This window comes from Chryseobacterium formosum, from assembly GCF_026460885.1.
Lineage (GTDB): Bacteria > Bacteroidota > Bacteroidia > Flavobacteriales > Weeksellaceae > Chryseobacterium > Chryseobacterium formosus.
Genome location: NZ_JAOVZW010000019.1, coordinates 39,472 through 56,363, shown reverse-complemented (window position 1 = coordinate 56,363; position 16,892 = coordinate 39,472). Strand labels below are relative to the sequence as shown.

Here is a 16,892-nt window from a genome sequence, read left to right as displayed (position 1 = left end):
ATATCATACGTAACAAAAAAACATTCTTTTTGAAGAATGTTTAGTATTTTGAAAATTGAAAAGAGTAGGATTCTTATTTAGAAAAGAATTCCATCAAGTCAATATAATTTTTTTGGTTAACGCCATGACCGCTCATATATTCTCTGAAAGTAAAATAACAGCTTAAATCATAAAGTAAATCGGCTGCTCTTTTTCCCCATTCAAAAGGAATAATAGCATCATCTGTTCCGTGAGAAACAAAAAATCTAAGATTTTCTAATTTCTTTTTTTCTTTTACAATATCGGGCAATAATTTTTCTTCAGGATAACAGCTCAAACAAGCAACCAGATTGAATAATTGCGGATATTTTAAAGCCAAAGCATAACACAGAATTCCTCCCTGGCTGAAACCGCATAAATGTGTTTTTCCGGTAGTAAGTCCGTATTTATTGACAATTGCCATTATATTTTCTGTAACTGCAGTTAGAGATTCTTTGGCTTGATCAATATCGATAAATTGTTCAGGATTATTAAAATCGATATCGTACCAAGAATATCCTTCAAACTGAGTGGTTTTTGGTGCTCTGAAACTTACAATAATCCAATCTGCCGGAAGACTTTCTCTGAAGCTGAAAAGATCCTGCTCATTGCTGCCATAACCGTGAAGCATAAAAAGAATAGAAGTTTCGGGAGTAATATTTTCGGGTTCTCTTACGATGTAATCTAAATTCATAAAGCAAATATAATTAATAATGATCTATTTTTGATTGATAATTTTCAAACGAAATGATTTAAAATTCAGAAGAATAATTTGTTGAATAATAATGCATATAAGTGTTGTGACTGTTTTATTGATTTGATATTATTTAGAAATCTTTGTTGGAAAATTTTCATAAAAGTTATTTTTATATTGATAAAAAACCTATATTTGAAACATTAAAAATCTATTTGGAGAAATGAAGCAATTTTACAAATCAAAAAATTTACTTAGACTTTCGTTTTTAGCAGTGATATTATTTTCAGTAGCTTCTGTTTTTAATTCTTGTAAAGACGATGATGATGAAGAGCAGTTTCAAGATCACTTGGTGAAATTTGAAGCAAAGATTATTCCTGGAACACCTGCTCCTACACCACCGATTCATATTTTTAAAACAATTGTAACACAGGTAGGAACTGTACAGAATACAATTTTTGATCATGTAGGTTTGGTTTGGTCAAGTGACGAATTTTTTGTGAATTCTAGCCAATCTCAGCTTAATCTTGATGCAAATGCAGAACTTCCAAATGCAAATTCTCAATTGGAATTAACGTTATATATTGACGGAGAAGTTGCTAAAACTGTAAAAACAACTCCTGGTGCAGGAACAAAAAGCGCTTCGATTGATTACAGCTTTCTTGAATTATAATCGAATATTAAAATTCTATATATAAACCTCTGAAACTTTCAGAGGTTTTTTTGTTCCCAAATCTTATAAAATACGACTTCATCAGAATGGAAATGCCTTGAAATAAATGAGCATTCATTCATTTTGAATCTATTTCATTGTTATACTTTTCATAGATTATAGCTTTATTTAAAGAATATCAAATAACGTCTAAAATTAGATAGAATATTTTCCTTATTTTTGAGGATTAAGTGTTGTTTTGTTAACGAAATAAATTATGAAAAAATTAAAATTGAATAAAGTATTTAAAGGATTATTTGTTGCTGTAATCACAGTAATGATTTTAAATTTTGTTGAGTCTTGTCGCAAAGATGATGATACTTCTGAAGAGATTAAGACACAAAAAATAGTTTTTAAGGCAGAAGCATCATCCGGAGTTAATATAACTAAAGCCGTCTACGGAATCGACGGAAATCCTATTACGGTAAGCGGTTTGAACGGAACAACATGGACAAGCCCTGAAATCAATGCAGAAGGCGTAGTTTATAATTCTAATGTTGTAGTCAATGCAACAGGAGTTGATGCTACATCTACTTTAAAAGTTCAGATTTGGGTAGATGGTCAACTTAAAGCGGAAGGCGTTTCCAGCGGACAAAATCTTATGACTTCGACAAGTTATACGTTTTAGAAATAATTATATTGATATAAAAAAATCCGACTCAGTTTTTGAATCGGATTTTTTATTTTTTTAAATTACTTTTACTATAAAGTAACTTTTTTTTCCTTTTTGAAGTAAAAGAAATTTACCGTCAATCAAATCATTTTCATTGGCTGTATAAACTTCATTGATTTTTTCTTTATTTACAGAAATTGAATTTCCTTTCAATTCTCTTGTAGCCTCACTTTTAGATTTTAAAAATCCTGATTTTTCAGAAAGTAAATCGACTATATTGATTCCTAAAACATCATTTTTAGCTACTTCTTTTTGTGGAACTCCGTCAAAAATTTCTAAGAAAATTTCTTCGTCGAGACTTACCAAATCTTCAGCAGTAGATTTTCCGAATAGAATTTCAGAAGCTTTTAATGCTCTTTCATATTCTTCTCTTCCGTGAACCCAAACTGTAACTTCTTCAGCCAATCTTTTTTGCAATTTTCTTTCGTGTGGAGCAGTTTGATGGTCTTCAATTAAAGAATCAATTTCTTCTTTTGGTAAAAAAGTATAGAATTTAATGAATCTTTCCGCATCAGAATCTGTTGCATTTAACCAAAACTGATAAAATTTATAAGGTGATGTTTTCTTTTTATCTAACCAATAATTTTCTCCACTTTCAGATTTTCCGAATTTTGAACCGTCTGCTTTTGTAATCAAAGGAACCGTTAATGCAAATGCTTCTCCCTGTGCTTTTCTACGGATTAATTCTGTTCCTGTTGTGATGTTTCCCCACTGATCAGAACCTCCCATCTGAAGCTTCACACCATTATTTTGATATAAATGTAAAAAATCATATCCCTGAATCAATTGGTAAGTGAATTCTGTAAAACTCATCCCGTCAACACCAGCTTCTCCTGAAAGTCTTTTCTTTACAGAATCTTTCGCCATCATATAGTTGACCGTGATATTTTTTCCAACATTTTTAGCAAAATCAAGGAATGAAATTTTCTTCATCCAATCATAATTATTCACCAATTCTGCGTTGTTAGTTTCATTTCCTTCGAAATTCAAAAATCTTGAAAGTTGGTTTTTCAGGCATTCAACATAATGAAGAAGGGTTTCTTCATCCAAAAGATTTCTCTCGGCAGATTTTCCTGAAGGATCACCAATCATTCCTGTTGCTCCACCAACCAAAGCAATTGGCTTGTGACCGTGCTGCTGAAAGTGAGCCAAAATTTTAATCTGAATAAGACTTCCAATATGTAAAGAATCTGCGGTAGGATCGAATCCGATATAAGCAGTTGTCATCTCCTTATCTAATTGTTCGTCGGTTCCGGGCATCATGTCTGCAAAAAGACCACGCCATTTTAATTCTTCTATAAAGGAATTCATTATTTTTCAGTTTAAAATTTAAGCTGCAAAGATAAGTAAATATAGAATGCGAAAAAATGTCCTTCTTTTACGCAGAAATCTCCCAATCTCTAAATTTCTTAATCTTTTAATTCTATAATCTTTATAATTTTAATAAATTTGTTAATAATGAAAGACGAGCAATTATTTCCTCTTATCCAGAAAGCAAAGGAAAAAGACCAGAAAGCGCAGACTAAACTCATCAATGTTTTTTGGGTGGATGTTTTTTCTTTTGTGATGAAAAAGGTACATGATGAAAATGATGCCGATGAAATTACAGTTAATGTTTTTTCAAAAGTTCTCTCAAAGTTGGATATGTATGATCCGCATTTTCAGTTTAAAACATGGATTTTAACGATCGCTCAGAATACAATTATTGATTTTTGGCGGAGAAAATCAAGAGAAAATCAAGATCCGACGGAAAATCTGGATGAAGTAAAAAATCATTATGCAAAATCTCCGGAAGAGTTAATGATTTCGGAAGAAGAGCAAAAAAAAATCATCAAAACAATCGAATCTTTAGACGCCAATTATCAGGATATTATCAAGCTAAGATTTTTTGAAGAAAAAAGCATTAAAGAAATTGCCGAAGAATTGGGGATTTCTGTTGCCAATACAAAAGTTCGAGTGATGCGTGCTAAAAAAGTATTAGCCGAATTGCTGAAAAATAACGAGTTTGGTGAGGACTAATTATAGATAGACTTCTTCTTTGGTTTGTGGTAGAATAATTTTTCTTTGTTTTTCCTGATTTCTATTTTGGAGATTAATCTTCACTCCTTTTTTAATAAAAGTTTCCTTTTTAGATTTCCCGTATTCCTTAGTATTAACAACTTCTTTGTCGAAAATTAATTTTCCTGTTGAAAGATTGAAATCTACGGTTGTCCAATATTCCTCAGGTTTTCCGCTTTCAGAAGAATATCCGATCAATTCAAAATGTCCGTTCTGAAATCTGTATTTATCTGTACCGCCCCATTTCCAGCTGCTTCCACCATAATGACTAATGTTTAAAATGCCTTTATCAATCGTTGTACTCATGTAAGGATCACCCATCATTCCGCCGTCTTTACTTCCTAAAATTGCATTTCGGGATTTTTCTAAGACTGTCCACTTATTATTAACTTTTTTTAAAATCTGAATTTCTCTGGCATCTCCCAAATCATCATTGGTTTTAATATTATAAACAATTACTTTCTCTGGAATTTTATCACCATCCAAATCTCCATCAATGGTTTCATTAACTATAGAACCTTTAGGCTGAAATTCTTTTTGAGCAAAACAAAATGTGCTAAAAATTAACGATAGAACGCAAAATGTCGTCTTCATAAAAATATTTTGATCTTTAAAATTACGAAATTATCTGTTTCATCAATGTCTGTCTTTGATTGTTTCGATAAAAAAATCACTAACTTTGAACCTCAATTTGAGAAATAAATGGAGAATTTAGTTCAAGATACTACCGTTCAAAAACCAAAGTGGATTCGTGTAAAACTTCCTACCGGAAAGAATTATAGAGAATTGAGAACTTTGGTTGATAAATATAAATTAAATACAATTTGCCAAAGTGGAAGCTGCCCGAATATGGGTGAATGTTGGGGTGAAGGAACAGCAACTTTCATGATTCTTGGAAACATCTGCACAAGAAGCTGTGGATTTTGTGGGGTAAAAACCGGAAAACCAATGGATGTCAACTGGGACGAACCTGAAAAAGTAGCTCGTTCGATCAAATTAATGAAAATTAAACACGCTGTTTTAACTTCTGTTGACCGTGACGATTTGAAAGATATGGGTTCTATTCTTTGGGGTGAAACCGTCAATGCGGTAAGAAGAATTTCTCCGGGAACGACGATGGAAACATTGATTCCTGACTTTCAAGGGTTGACAAAACATCTTGATAGAATGGTAGATGTTGCCCCGGAAGTGATTTCTCACAACATGGAAACGGTAAAACGTTTGACAAGAGAAGTGAGAATTCAGGCAAAATATGAAAGAAGTCTTGAAGTTTTAAGATATTTAAAGGAAGCTGGACAAAACAGAACGAAAACAGGATTAATGCTTGGTTTGGGTGAAGAGAAACATGAAGTTTTTCAGACAATCGAAGATATTAGAAATGCTAATGTAGATGTTATTACGATGGGACAGTACTTACAGCCGACTAAAAAACATTTACCTGTAAAAAAATTCATTACTCCTGAAGAGTTTGATGAATTTGGTGATTTTGCAAGAAGTTTAGGTTTCAGACACGTTGAAAGTTCACCTTTGGTAAGAAGTTCTTATCACGCTGAAAAACATATTCACTAAATATAGATCGCTTCATTTTTTGAAGCGATTTCTTATTGTAGCAAATAACCGTCTAGTCTGTCATTCCGTAGGAATCTAGACAAATTACTAGAAATAAAAATTTAAAATATTATCTTAGATTCCTACGGAATGACAAACTCTGTGTTGTATGAAACGATTTAGTAAGAAAAATAAGATTTAATTAGAAAGAAAAGCATAAAAATCTGTGTAAATCTGTGAAATCAGTGGGAGAAAAAAACTATTCAACTTTACTCAAATGCTTTTTTTTAAAAGCAGAAGGTGTCTCTCCAATATATTTTTTAAATAATTTATTAAAATAGGAAAGACTTTCAAAGCCAACCTGAAAACAGACTTCAGTCACACATTCATTTTGAAGAAGTAAAAGTTTAGCTTGATTAAGCCTGTAATTATTCACAAAATCGGTGAACGTCATATTGGTTTGCTTTTTAAAATAACGACAAAAAGCGGGAGTACTTAAATTTACAATTTCAGCAATTACGTTGACATTCGGGCTTTTATCATAATTTTCGTGGATGTAATCGTAAATCGTTCCCATCCTGATTTTGTCATTCAAAAACCATTTAATTCTGGTGTCTTCAGTGTTGAGTTCTTTCACCTCATCTGAGTTTGCAAGAATTTGCAAAATTTCAATCAAACCCATGAAAGAAACGAAGGAATTTTCATCTTTAATTTGATGAAGTTTTTCAACAACAATTGTTTTTGCATCCCCCGAAAATGATAATCCCAGATAAGAGCGTTCCAGCAATTTTTTAATATTATCAAATTCAGGAATAGGAAAAATAAGCTCCTGAAGAAAGTTTTCCCGCATCTGTAAAACCAATTGTTTGCATTCTGTCTGGATTTTATAATCAAAATTAAGATGTGGAACATTTGAACCAATTAACAATAAATCGTTGTCTTTAAAATCCGAAATATTTTTCCCGACATGGCGGATTCCTTTGCAGGCTTCTACATAAACAAGCTCTATTTCTGGGTGATAATGCCAAAAGAAACAGTCTTTCAATGAAGGTGAAAACAGCTTAAAAGATTTCCCGTCTTCAAACTGAATGAGTTCTTTCTGTATTTTCATTTGGTTCTCTTTTGATTAATATTTGATTTAAATTAAACTAAAAAAGTTAATAGAGAGCAAATTTATATCATTTCTGTTAAAGTTTAAATGATTTATTCTATCGAATTTTGTGCTTTTAAAAGAAGCAATAAATAATTGCATGAATAGGTTTATTTTAAAGTATTTAAAATGCAGATTGATAAAAGAATTATCCCGCTCGCAATAGGTGGTTTGGGAATTGGAACAACGGAATTTACCATTATGGGATTGCTTCCCGATTTGGCAAGAAGTTTACAAATCAGCATTCCGGAAGCGGGACATTTGATTTCGGCTTATGCTTTTGGAGTTGTTGTGGGAGCACCAATTTTGATTGGATATTCGGTGAAATTTCCACCAAAAAAAGTTTTGATTGTATTGATGATGATTTTCACATTATTTAATACGTTATCTGCAATTGCACCAGATTACAATTCGATGATGATTATCCGTTTCTTATCAGGACTTCCTCACGGAGCATTTTTCGGAGTTGGGACTGTTGTTGCAACTAGAATGGCAGCAAAAGGGAAGGAAGCATTTTATATTTCTTTAATGTTTACGGGATTAACTGTTGCCAATTTGGCGATGGTTCCTTTGGTGACTTACATCGGTCATGAATTTCATTGGCGATGGTATTTTGCGATTGTTGGCGTTATAGGTTTGGTTGCTTTATTGTTTTTAAAAATATGGCTTCCTGCGATGGATGCGAATCAGGATACCCATTTTAAAGAAGAAATTAAATTCTTAAAGAGAAAACAGGCTTGGTTGGTTTTGGCGATTACAGCAATCGGGTTTGGCGGACTTTTCACTTGGTTTAGTTATATCACCCCTTTAATGACAGTAGTTTCAGGAATAGCAGAAAGCAGTATGGCTTATGTAATGATTCTTGCTGGAGCCGGAATGGTAGTGGGAAATCTTGTTGGCGGATATTTATCAGACCGATTAAGCCCTGAAAAAACGTGTATTTTACTGCTTGCTTTGATGATGGTTTCTTTGTCGGGTGTATTTTTCCTTTCAGAATATCAATATATTTCTTTGGGATTAACCTTTATCTGTGGAGCATTATCGATGTCTGTTGCAGCACCAATTAACATTATGATGATGAAAGCCGCTCCAAAAAGCGAAATGATGGCTGCAGCATTTATGCAGGCTGCATTTAATATTGCCAATGCAATGGGAGCGTTTTTAGGCGGAATTCCTTTGGAAAACGGTTTTTCATATAATTATCCTTCTTTGGTCGGCGTATTTATGACACTAATAGGATTAATTATCAGTGTAAGGTATATGTATCTCTATCGATCTCAAGAAGTTTCAGAGAAGGATTTAGAATTAAAAACTGCGAATTGCGATAAATAAATAAAAAAAGAGAAGTTCAATGCTTCTCTTTTTTGTTAACTAACTTTCGACTTCGTTACCGTTTTGGCACCAATACAAAGCGTTGTAAAGGTTTTCTTTTGGAAAAGATTTAAACTCTCCAGGCATTAAAACACTGAAAATATCAGTGAAATTCTGTACACCCTCTTTATCTGTTACAATCGCTGCACGATTCCATTTTGAAAGATTTTTTATTCCTAAAAGTGCATCCTGAAGCCAGGCTCCCATTGTGAAATTACTTAAATCTGTATCGAGATAAAGCAGATAATTCAGTTCATCAAACTGTTCTACTTTACTTTTCACATGAGGAATAACAAGATTTTCAAAATCTTCCTTCGTCACTTCGCCTGTTGCATTAAATGCCGCTACATTTTCAGGAGCATCATTAATAATTGATATCATAATTTATATTTTAAATGGTTTTGGTGACTTTAAATTATCAATAATTAAACCATAATTAAAGAATGAATACGTTTAAGGCTTAATTATTGCTAAGATTTTGAAAAATAATTTCTATGGACCTGAAATCTAACGAACCTTTCTGGCTTTTGAAAAATGGCTTGATATCTTCCTATCCTTCCCTGAAATCTGATGAAGAATGCGACGTTCTCATCATTGGTGGTGGAATTACCGGAAGTCTTATTGCCCATCAAATGATAAAAGACGGATACCAAACCATTTTAATTGATAAACGTGAAATCTGCAACGGAAGTACTTCTGCGACAACTTCAATGTTGCAATACGAAATTGATACTCCGTTGTACGAATTGATTGAAATGATTGGCGAAAAAGGGGCGATAGAAAGTTATAAGGCCTGTTCAAAATCTATAGATGATCTGGAAAAATTAACAAAAGAAATAAAGGCTCGTTCGGGTTTCAAAAGAAAACAATCGTTGTATTTTGCTTCCAAAAAGAAAGATGCTATTTGGCTTGAAAAGGAATATGAGGCAAGACGAAGAGCGGGGTTTGATGTAACCTGGCTCGGAATTGAAGATATTGAAGAAAAGTTTGGTTTCCAAAATACGTATGGTGGAATTCTATCAAAACAGGGCGCAAGTATTGATGCCTTTAAATTTGCTCATGAATTGCTGAGATTTAACGTTAATAAAGGCTTAAAAATTTTTGATAAAACAGAAATGAAATCTGTGAAATATCTACGTGATCATAATTTGGCTTTAACGAAAGATAATTTTAGTATTAAAGCTAAAAAAATCATTTACTGTGTTGGTTACGAAAGCTCAACAATGATTAAAGAGCATTTTGTAGACTTAAAAAGTACCTATGCAATTGTCTCTGAGGTCGATTCAGATAAGTTCAAAAATATCGAAAATATACTCGTTTGGAACACTGATGATCCTTACATTTATATGCGTTCAACCGATGATGAAAGACTTTTGATCGGAGGTGGTGATGAAGATTTCTCAAATCCCGAAAAACGTGATTCTTTATTAAACAAAAAAGAAAAAGAAATTCTGAGAAATCTGAAAAGAATAAAACCTGATTATCATTTCTACACAGATTTTGTCTGGGCAGGAACTTTTGGGGAAACAAAAGACGGACTTCCATACATCGGAACGCATGATAATTTTAAAAATTCCTATTTTGTTTTAGGTTTTGGCGGAAACGGAATTACTTTTTCCGTCACCGGAATGGAAATGGCTTCTGCGTTTATGAGAAATGAAACACATCAACTTTCACAATACTTTAAATTTGGGAGATAACTACTTTGAGAATTTATTGATAAAAACTAAAAAAAATCAGGGCTCGGCGAAGCCGAGCCCGAAACAAAATAAAACAATAGTAACACTCACATTAATTCAAAAATATATTTGGAACCAAAACTGAAACTTCTAAAAATTAATGTTTGATGCCACCACATCTAACAATCTTAATTTAAATCTCAAATTTAAAACCCGTATCCATTCTTCTTCGCAATTTCCGCAATTGACTTTTCAATCGCTTTTCCCAAATCATCAGAATCTGAATTTCCACGTTTTTTGGTTTCCGCATCAATAAATTTCTGTCTTTTTTTCGCTAAAACTTCAATTTCTTTCTGAATTTTCTCTCGGTCTGCAGATTTTTGAGCAACAATTTTCTGAATTTCAGCTTTGCTTTTTCCTTTTAGTTCAGAAGGTAATTCTTCTTCTTTTATCGATGAAATGTAGGCTTTGTCTTTTTCAAATTTATCTACCAAATCCCAATGATCATTTTTGTAAGCATTTTTCTTCGATTTGCTCACTGCTCTTTCCACAGCATTGGAAGCCGAAACAGATTCAGCATTAACATCCTGAACAGACTGTTTGTTTTTCATTTCAGAACCACGACTTCCATATGAAATATACGTGTTGTTTAATTGAGAATTGTATTGCGAAATTTTCACATCATAAGGCGTTTCAATATAAATTACTTTTTGGTCGCTGTCGATATTAAAGAATTTTCCGTCCCCTAAAGTCGCTCCGTTTTGCCAATGAGATTGAATGCCTTCCTCACGGCTTCCGCAGAAAATCGTATTCGTGTAAATATTTTTGGTTTTGGCTTTAGAAATAACATCTTTATAACTGATTCTTCCCTGATCAAACGGCTCGTTTCCGGCAATGTAAATCAGTTTCATGCTTTTTTCGTTTCCGTCCCATTTCAAATTGGTTGAGGCATCACGAATAACCGCTCCGCAATATTCATTTCCGCCATTAGTTTTTAGAGCGAAAAGTTTTTCTGAAACCAAATCTAAATCCTGTGTAAGCGGAGTTACTTGTCTGATGTAATTTTCATCTTGTAATCCATCATTTCCGTATTCATAAAGAGCAATTTCCACTTGCGGTGTTTTTCCGTTGTATTTTAAAGTGGTTAAAGTATTCACAATATTCCAAAGTCTGGATTTTGCCTGATCAATCAAGCCATCCATACTGTTGGACGTGTCCAAAAGTAAAGCCACCTGAATTTTATTATCCTTTGAAATTGAAATTTGTGGTTGATTTGAAATAGTACTTTCTACAATTTCTCTGTCGTTATTTTTACTGCAACGAATATCTGAAATTTTACCTGCACTCAAAAAAGCAATTACACTTGCTGTTACTGTTAAAACTTTTAATGTGTTCATATTGTATGTTTTTAATGATTTTTTTTTATTCTTAATTTAGTTTTTTAAAGATTTCTGATTTTGTTGGTATTCGCAAAGGCGCAAGAATTTTAATATAATTTAAAGGCGCAAGGATTTTATCTTCGATAAAATTTATTAGCAATTTCTAAATGAAAATCTTTGATTTTATTGCGCCTTAAAACAGTTTATTTTGTCTAAAACCATTGCGCCTTTGCGATAATCCAACAATTATTTATATTCAAAACTTCAAATTATCTACTGTAATACTGAATCTGCATTTCTTTAGGATATTTCAATTCATAAGAGAAATTGATTTTATCTGAAGCTCCGCTGTTGATTTTTCTGTTCCAAAGAATACTTCCGGTTTTAGCATCAAACTCTCCGTTTCCGATATCTAATGTTTTGACTGTGATTTTCTGATTTTCACTTAATGGAATCTGGTCTAAAATTTCCAGCTCGATACTTTCTTTCGTGTTATTTCTGATTGATATTTCATAAGATTCAGTTTCCCATTTATTTGAGTTGAGCGTTTTCTGTGAAGTTTTGTCTTCAAGCTTGATTCTTTTAACAACAATTCTTTCGTCAACACCTAAAGAAATTGGGAATTCATCTTTTACATAATTGCTGGTAATATTGGTTTTTCCGATGTAATTATCTTCAAAATAAATATTCGCTTCACCTGAAATCAGATTTAAATTCTGCCAGTTTTTCACAAAAGCCATCAGGAAAATCTGATTGTTCAGTTTCGGAACCGTGTGATATTTGTAATTGGCTTCGACATTTTTCTTATCTAAAATCACATATTGCTCTTTTTCCTGACTTACGATAGTTTGATTGTAATTCAATTCATACAAAATATTCATCTGATTATCTGAAACGGTAGCCACAGGAATCTGACTTGGTGCAGCAACTTCCGCCCTCATCTGATAAGAATTTGACATTTCCGCTTTTTTAACTTTATTGTAACCTGCTACAACATCTTCATTATTGTAAGCGGTATATTCTGCGACATAAAGTGGCGATAAAATCGGTCTGTTTTGATTATAAGAAGGTCTGTAAGTGGAGACAAAAAGTTTCACATTGTTCCAATCTTGTCCGGTTTTCTGGTAGATTTTTCCTTTGTAGACAATTTCTAAAGGCTTTTTAGTTGACAAAGCTCTCAAATCGTAAGAAGGAACCCAGCCTGCATTGGAAACAATATAGCTCACACCCAAGTTCAGATTCATTTCATTTTCGGCGAGAATTTCAAGAATTAATTCTTTTCTGTTTTGTGTCTTATGAGTCTGTTCTTCAGAGAATTGCTTGTTGATTTTAGCGATGCTTTCATCAAGCGTAGTTTTTTGTTCGTTCAGAAGAAAAACCTGATTGTCGATTTCCAGCATTCTTTTTCTGTAGAATTCAGTCAGTTTAATCAGTTGTTCCTGGGGGGTCGATTTATCATTGGTTGAAACTTTAAGATTATCATTAATGATATTTTGTTCGCCCGTCAGATTTTTAATCTGGATATTTAATAAATTAGCTTGTCTTTGAAATTTTTTCTTTTCATCATTCAGTTTTTTTTCTCCTTCGGTTAATTCATCGTCTTTAAGATAATTGCTTTGTGGAGTAATTGATAAAAGGGTAGTGTTTTTTTCAAGATTGATTTTATAAGTGTTTTCGTCCAAATCATTCGGAAGATTGATGATTTTCACCGTGTTTCTTCCTTTTTGAAGAGTTACATTCGTGCTTCCGAAAACTTTCGCTCCATGCAAAAATACAGTTGCCTGTTTCACATCGATTTCCTTTTTAATTTCCTGAGATTTAAAAAACGAAACCATAAAAATGAGTATGAAAATAGAGTGTCGCATTGTTTATTGTTTTAAAGTTCTACAGTAAAATTACCCTGATTTTAAACCGGAGTTTTGAAGACTTGGTGAACTGAGGTTTTCACTTGGTGTAAATTTTTAGAACAAAAAAAGACAGCCATTTCTGACTGCCTCCTAAAAACTAAAGAATTTCGTATTTTGTTTTGATGCTGTATTTCAGCTTGATATTTTCGATGTTGTCGAACGAATAATCCATACTTTGGTCGGTAGCTTCCAGTTGTACATTTGCCATTTTACTTCTGTAAGCAACGGGCATAATAGAATCGCTCATGTAATCTTCAATTTCTGTAATCTCAATCGCATCTCCTGTCTTTTTGTTGATACTTCCCAAAAGATAATCAGCTTTTTCTTTGGCGGCTTTTAATGCATTGATTTTTACTGTTTTTCTGAAATCTGCAATTTTTGTGTTTTTAATTTCTGCAATATTAAGATTGCTTACCCATTTCTGATTCAAATCTTCGAAAAGCTTACTAACATTGGTTTTAGCATTCACTTTAAATTGAAAACTCTTGGTAAACTTCGTTGTTTTCGAATACAAATTCTGGTACATCGATTTGAACTTGATGTCTTCATTTTTTACACTGTTGTTTTTCAGGGTTTCAAATAAAAGTTTTTCGCTGTCTGCCAATTGATTTTTGTTGTCGGCTTTTATTCCGATGTTAAAAATAATTTCATCCGGTTCTACTTCCATTTCGGCAACTCCGGTTACTTCAATTGCATTTTTCTTGATTTCCTGCGCATTCACCAAACTTCCTGCTGCAAAAATTCCTACTAATAAAAGGTGTTTCAGTTTCATAATTGTTTTATTTTAAATTTCTAAAGTAAAATTACTTCGAATAAAAACTGAAATTTTGTAAACTTGGTGAACTGAGGTTTTCACTTGGTGAAGATTTAGAAAATATTATTTAGCTATATTCAAATCTCTCATATCACCATTTGGAGTAATCAAAATATAGGATTTTTGATCTTTTACTTCCTGTTTTTTCTCTTTAGTAATTATCATTTTAACTTCATACATTATCTGAATAACCGGTTCTAATATTGTGGGATTAATTACAAAATCAAATTCTTTATCTAAAATCGGCTGATAAAACATCGTTGTCGACTTGTTTGCCTGATTTACATTGGCTGATTTGGTGAGTGAAAGAGACGAACTGTTGTAAGCTTCATAAGATTTGTACATTTCAGAAGGGAGAACAATCTTGTAGCCATCACTCAAGCTTCTGGTTGAATTAGTGAAAGTTTCGCCAATCATGAATTCATAATTTTTTGTTTTTTCCTGCAAAGCTATTTTTGCTTTGTTCATCAACTCTTTTTTAATATTTTCAAGATTGCTTGCAAAATAATCGACTCTCACTAAATCATAAATTTCGTTTTTAGAAAGTATGGTAATCAATTGATTTAGTTGTGCCGGATCTGAAAATTTTACGTGTAGATTTTTCTTCAGTTCAAATCCTTTTGGAACTTCGTTATATGTTTTTTTACTGAATACTTTTTTCTCAACATCGTAATTGTAAACGGGAACGAACGATATCATATCAATAAATGTTTCGCTTCCTTTTAAAAGTTTGATTTGTGAAATTGAAGAATTTAAGCGTTTATCCATCATTTCATTTACTTCTTCGGCAGTTTCTGCGACCTGAGTTAAACTGAAAATCGCAACATATTGATCGGCTTTTATATTTGCCAAGCCTTTGATATTGATAAAAATATTATTTGATGAGGGTGAGTTTACATTAATATTTGCATCAGGATATCTAAACTGATATTGGTTGTTGGATTGATTTTGATAATTAATATTTCCAGAAGCCTGTCCAAAAGTAAATGAAGATAAAGCAATAAAAGAAAATAAAGAAAGTTTTTTCATAATGACTAATTTTTAAGTTTAATAGTGCAAACTTAAAAGCTCAGGAAAGATTAGTTAACTAAAACTTGGTGAAAAATGATTTTCACTTGGTGAGAGAGATAATGATTGGTGGCTAATCAACCAAAACATGAAACCGATCCTGCATTGCATTCATTTTTTTATAATTAATAGGTTTAGCGTGAATCATCTGATGATTAAAAGAAAAAACAATGGTGCTGTCTTTCTCATCTTTCACTAATAAATGTTTAGAAATATTGTGTTGATAATCTTCAAGGATAATTTGATTATCAAAAGAAATATCATAATGAAATGCAGTCATCTTTTCCGAAGATTTTTCCATAAAAATCAAGTACTGGTCTTTATGAAAAAATAAATATTTGTAAGGACTTTCGTGAGAAGTTATTTCATAAACTCCTGTCAATTGCACAGAATTTTTATTTTCTTCTTTATTAAAATACGGCATTCCAATTTTCACCAATACGATTCCTAAAATCAAAATCTTTAGAAAAATTTTGTACGGAAGAGTTGAAGTTTGGTCAAGAAAAGTCTTTTTTGGAAGGCTAATAATTTTCAGAATAAGTTCCCAACCGTTTTTTCTCAACAAAAAAATATTCATCAAAAGTAAAATCAATGAAAATAATTTTACCGAAATATCAAAACTGATATTGATAATTAATATTTGACTAAAACAAACAATTGCAAGCAATAATCCCAAAAACTGAGAACGTTTAAGTAATAGTAAAATGCCGGAAAAAATCTCAATTGAACCTGTAATAATATTGTAAATTTTTGATGTTCCAATTGTGCTCCAGAATAAAATATCTTTATCTAAATTCCCAAATCTTGTAAACAGAATATTAGATTCGGGTTCGGGAAATTGCGTTTTAAAAATTTTATCAATGCCGTATTTTATCAGGATAATAGAAATGTAAATTACACAAACATATTCTGTTATTAATAAAAAACGTTTTGTCCATCTTTTCTTTATCAGAAAACTGAAAATTGCCGAGGTAATCAATAAAACAATCATTAAAATCAACATCGAGCAACTATCCGAACTGTAATCTATTCTGTTATTCCTTTTGTTAAAAATAATGTCTAAAAGAAATTGAGTGAAATCTCCAAATACGAATTGACTAATTTTTAACTGGAAATCACTTAGAAAACTTAAAGGAAAGAAAAGAATAAACTGCAGACAAAAGACACCAAAGAAAACAGCAAAATTTCTTGTAATATTTGATTTACAATCCACCATTTAAATTTTAACGATTTTTTCTATAAACAAACACCGATGCTACAAAAACAATAGTTACCACAAATAAATACAGCATTTCATCTTTAGATTTTAAGCTTTTTACTTCTGCTGTTTTGATTACTTTTTTATTAGAAATCGGTTTGTATTCTTTTGTTTTCTTATCAAATTTCAGAAAAACAGTGCTGTCGATGTCATTCTGGAAGTTGTATTTTTCTTTAAGTGTTTTTTTCATGCCTTCTATGTTTTCATTTGAAAAAACTTGATGATTGTAAACGGTATCTCTTCCAGGTCTCCATTTTTCGGGATTTTCGCTTCTTCTTGTTTTGCAAAATGTTGAGGTTACAATTACGCTTTTTTTATCGTCGATGATAATCACGCTGTCTAGTTTTGAGTTAGTAATATATCTTTCAGGTGCCATTCCCAGATTGGAATAATTAGCGTTAGAACTGTTTTCTACAATACTTTTTTCAAAATATTTCATATCTCCGCTGTGACTTTTATAGGAGATTAATTTAGTTTGAGCAGAAATCTGAAAATTAGAAAATACCAGTGCAATAAGTAATAAAAAAGATAAATTTTTCATGATAATTAAGTTTAAAATTATA

Annotated in this window: 17 protein-coding genes; 6 read left to right on the top strand and 11 right to left on the bottom strand. The window is 31.9% G+C overall.

Annotated features, from left to right (window positions below; genetic code table 11):
• Nucleotides 1-73 precede the first annotated feature (73 nt).
• Complete coding sequence (locus OF897_RS15670) at nucleotides 74-712, bottom strand: alpha/beta hydrolase (RefSeq protein WP_267266618.1); 639 nt, start codon at nucleotides 710-712, stop codon at nucleotides 74-76.
• A 223-nt stretch (nucleotides 713-935) separates the two neighbouring features.
• On the opposite strand from OF897_RS15670, the gene OF897_RS15665 reads away from it, so the two are divergent.
• A complete protein-coding gene (locus tag OF897_RS15665; RefSeq protein ID WP_267266617.1) occupies nucleotides 936-1,385 on the top strand; it encodes a hypothetical protein in 450 nt (149 codons plus the stop codon).
• A 256-nt stretch (nucleotides 1,386-1,641) separates the two neighbouring features.
• Complete coding sequence (locus tag OF897_RS15660) at nucleotides 1,642-2,052, top strand: hypothetical protein (RefSeq protein ID WP_267266616.1); 411 nt, start codon at nucleotides 1,642-1,644, stop codon at nucleotides 2,050-2,052.
• A gap of 60 nt (nucleotides 2,053-2,112) precedes the next feature.
• Here the strand turns inward: OF897_RS15660 and tyrS are convergent, their stop codons facing one another.
• Nucleotides 2,113-3,408, bottom strand: a complete 1,296-nt coding sequence (tyrS, locus tag OF897_RS15655; RefSeq protein WP_267266615.1) for a tyrosine--tRNA ligase — start codon at nucleotides 3,406-3,408, stop codon at nucleotides 2,113-2,115.
• Between the two features lie 147 nt (nucleotides 3,409-3,555).
• On the opposite strand from tyrS, the gene OF897_RS15650 reads away from it, so the two are divergent.
• The gene (locus OF897_RS15650) at nucleotides 3,556-4,116 is read left to right on the top strand and encodes an RNA polymerase sigma factor (protein WP_267266614.1); all 561 of its coding nucleotides are present in this window, start codon (nucleotides 3,556-3,558) and stop codon (nucleotides 4,114-4,116) included.
• Here OF897_RS15650 and OF897_RS15645 read toward each other — a convergent pair whose 3' ends face one another.
• Nucleotides 4,117-4,749, bottom strand: coding sequence for a hypothetical protein (locus OF897_RS15645; protein WP_267266613.1), 633 nt, complete (start codon nucleotides 4,747-4,749; stop codon nucleotides 4,117-4,119).
• A 108-nt stretch (nucleotides 4,750-4,857) separates the two neighbouring features.
• Here OF897_RS15645 and lipA point away from each other — a divergent pair, with 108 nt between their 5' ends.
• Nucleotides 4,858-5,724 carry a lipoyl synthase gene (gene lipA / locus OF897_RS15640; protein WP_055983032.1) on the top strand — a complete coding sequence of 289 codons (867 nt, stop codon included), beginning with the start codon at nucleotides 4,858-4,860 and terminating at the stop codon, nucleotides 5,722-5,724.
• A 238-nt stretch (nucleotides 5,725-5,962) separates the two neighbouring features.
• Here lipA and OF897_RS15635 read toward each other — a convergent pair whose 3' ends face one another.
• Nucleotides 5,963-6,814: an AraC family transcriptional regulator gene (locus OF897_RS15635; RefSeq protein WP_267266612.1), complete on the bottom strand. Its 852-nt coding sequence runs from the start codon at nucleotides 6,812-6,814 to the stop codon at nucleotides 5,963-5,965.
• Between the two features lie 168 nt (nucleotides 6,815-6,982).
• On the opposite strand from OF897_RS15635, the gene OF897_RS15630 reads away from it, so the two are divergent.
• Complete coding sequence (locus OF897_RS15630) at nucleotides 6,983-8,185, top strand: MFS transporter (RefSeq protein ID WP_267266611.1); 1,203 nt, start codon at nucleotides 6,983-6,985, stop codon at nucleotides 8,183-8,185.
• 39 nt (nucleotides 8,186-8,224) lie between these two features.
• On the opposite strand, the gene OF897_RS15625 is transcribed toward OF897_RS15630, so the two are convergent.
• The gene (locus tag OF897_RS15625) at nucleotides 8,225-8,605 is read right to left on the bottom strand and encodes a SpoIIAA family protein (protein ID WP_267266610.1); all 381 of its coding nucleotides are present in this window, start codon (nucleotides 8,603-8,605) and stop codon (nucleotides 8,225-8,227) included.
• Nucleotides 8,606-8,718: 113 nt separating this feature from the next.
• On the opposite strand from OF897_RS15625, the gene OF897_RS15620 reads away from it, so the two are divergent.
• Complete coding sequence (locus tag OF897_RS15620) at nucleotides 8,719-9,924, top strand: NAD(P)/FAD-dependent oxidoreductase (RefSeq protein ID WP_267266609.1); 1,206 nt, start codon at nucleotides 8,719-8,721, stop codon at nucleotides 9,922-9,924.
• Nucleotides 9,925-10,109: 185 nt separating this feature from the next.
• Here OF897_RS15620 and OF897_RS15615 read toward each other — a convergent pair whose 3' ends face one another.
• The 6 genes from OF897_RS15615 to OF897_RS15590 form a co-directional block, all read right to left on the bottom strand.
• Entirely contained in the window at nucleotides 10,110-11,300 is a 1,191-nt protein-coding gene (locus OF897_RS15615) for a vWA domain-containing protein (RefSeq protein WP_267266608.1), read from the bottom strand.
• Between the two features lie 251 nt (nucleotides 11,301-11,551).
• Entirely contained in the window at nucleotides 11,552-13,147 is a 1,596-nt protein-coding gene (locus OF897_RS15610; RefSeq protein ID WP_267266607.1) for a DUF4139 domain-containing protein, read from the bottom strand.
• Nucleotides 13,148-13,286: 139 nt separating this feature from the next.
• A complete protein-coding gene (locus OF897_RS15605; RefSeq protein WP_267266606.1) occupies nucleotides 13,287-13,961 on the bottom strand; it encodes an SIMPL domain-containing protein in 675 nt (224 codons plus the stop codon).
• A gap of 105 nt (nucleotides 13,962-14,066) precedes the next feature.
• Entirely contained in the window at nucleotides 14,067-15,032 is a 966-nt protein-coding gene (locus tag OF897_RS15600; protein ID WP_267266605.1) for an SIMPL domain-containing protein, read from the bottom strand.
• Nucleotides 15,033-15,144: 112 nt separating this feature from the next.
• On the bottom strand, nucleotides 15,145-16,287 hold the full coding sequence (locus OF897_RS15595) for a hypothetical protein (RefSeq protein ID WP_267266604.1): 1,143 nt from the start codon (nucleotides 16,285-16,287) through the stop codon (nucleotides 15,145-15,147).
• A gap of 7 nt (nucleotides 16,288-16,294) precedes the next feature.
• Entirely contained in the window at nucleotides 16,295-16,870 is a 576-nt protein-coding gene (locus OF897_RS15590) for a hypothetical protein (RefSeq protein WP_267266603.1), read from the bottom strand.
• Nucleotides 16,871-16,892 lie beyond the last annotated feature (22 nt).